The 1650-nt window shown below is 69.2% G+C and carries 2 protein-coding genes; both read left to right on the top strand.

All coding sequences use genetic code 11. The features are described 5' to 3' along the window. Positions 1-1572, top strand: a 1572-nt coding sequence (locus tag AB0E62_RS39965) for an acyl-CoA carboxylase subunit beta (RefSeq protein ID WP_362206042.1), incomplete at its 5' end; no start/stop codon positions are given. 24 nt (positions 1573-1596) lie between these two features. Beyond that, a partial coding sequence (locus AB0E62_RS39960) for an acyl-CoA carboxylase subunit epsilon (protein WP_362206045.1) occupies positions 1597-1650 on the top strand: 54 nt, incomplete at its 3' end.

Genomic DNA, 1650 nt, shown 5'->3' with positions numbered 1-1650 from the left:
ATCGACATTCACACGACCGCGGGGAAGCTCGCGGATCTCCAGCGGCGCATCCACGAGGCGACGCACGCCGGTTCGGAACGCGCCGTCGAGAAGCAGCACGCCAAGGGCAAGCTGACCGCCCGTGAGCGGATCGAGCTGCTGCTGGACGAGGGCTCGTTCGTCGAGCTGGACGAGTTCGCCCGGCACCGCTCCACGAACTTCGGCCTGGACAGCAACCGCCCCTACGGCGACGGCGTGGTCACCGGCTACGGCACCGTGGACGGCCGCCCGGTCGCCGTCTTCTCCCAGGACTTCACCGTCTTCGGCGGCGCCCTCGGCGAGGTCTACGGCCAGAAGATCGTCAAGGTGATGGACTTCGCCCTGAAGACCGGCTGCCCCGTCATCGGCATCAACGACTCCGGCGGCGCCCGCATCCAGGAAGGCGTCGCCTCCCTCGGCGCCTACGGCGAGATCTTCCGCCGCAACACCCACGCCTCCGGCGTCATCCCCCAGATCTCCCTCGTGGTCGGCCCCTGCGCGGGCGGCGCGGTCTACTCCCCCGCCATCACCGACTTCACCGTCATGGTCGACCAGACCAGCCACATGTTCATCACCGGACCGGACGTCATCAAGACCGTCACCGGCGAAGACGTCGGCTTCGAGGAACTGGGCGGCGCCCGCACCCACAACACCGCCTCCGGCGTGGCCCACCACATGGCCGGCGACGAGAAGGACGCCATCGAGTACGTCAAGCAGCTGCTGTCGTACCTGCCGTCCAACAACCTCTCCGAGCCCCCGGTCTTCGCGGAGGAGGCGGACCTCGCCGTCACCGACGAGGACCGCGAACTGGACACGCTCGTCCCCGACAGCGCCAACCAGCCCTACGACATGCACACGGTGGTCGAGCACGTCCTGGACGACGCCGAGTTCTTCGAGACCCAGGCCCTGTTCGCGCCGAACATCCTCACCGGCTTCGGCCGCGTCGAGGGCCACCCGGTCGGCGTCGTCGCCAACCAGCCGATGCAGTTCGCCGGCTGCCTGGACATCGCCGCCTCCGAGAAGGCCGCCCGCTTCGTGCGCACCTGCGACGCCTTCAACATCCCGGTGCTGACCTTCGTGGACGTCCCCGGCTTCCTGCCCGGCGTCGGCCAGGAGCACGAGGGCATCATCCGGCGCGGCGCCAAGCTGATCTACGCCTACGCCGAGGCCACCGTCCCGCTGATCACCGTCATCACCCGCAAGGCCTTCGGCGGCGCCTACGACGTCATGGGCTCCAAGCATTTGGGCGCCGACCTCAACCTGGCCTGGCCCACCGCCCAGATCGCCGTCATGGGCGCCCAGGGCGCGGTCAACATCCTGCACCGCCGCACCATCGCCGAAGCCGAAGCCGACGACGCCGAGGCGACCCGGGCCCGGCTGATCCAGGAGTACGAGGACACCCTCCTCAACCCCTACGTCGCGGCCGAACGCGGCTACGTCGACGCCGTCATCATGCCCTCCGACACCCGCGCGCACATCGTCCGCGGCCTGCGTCAACTGCGCACCAAGCGGGAAACCCTGCCCCCGAAGAAGCACGGCAACATCCCCCTGTAGACCCCGCCGACCCCGGGAGCGGTCATGAACATCAAGGTCGTACGAGGCAATCCCACCCCGGAGGAGCTGGCCGCCGCC

The organism is Streptomyces sp. NPDC038707 (assembly GCF_040636485.1).
Taxonomy (GTDB): domain Bacteria; phylum Actinomycetota; class Actinomycetes; order Streptomycetales; family Streptomycetaceae; genus Streptomyces.
This window is presented reverse-complemented; position numbering and strand designations above follow the sequence as displayed.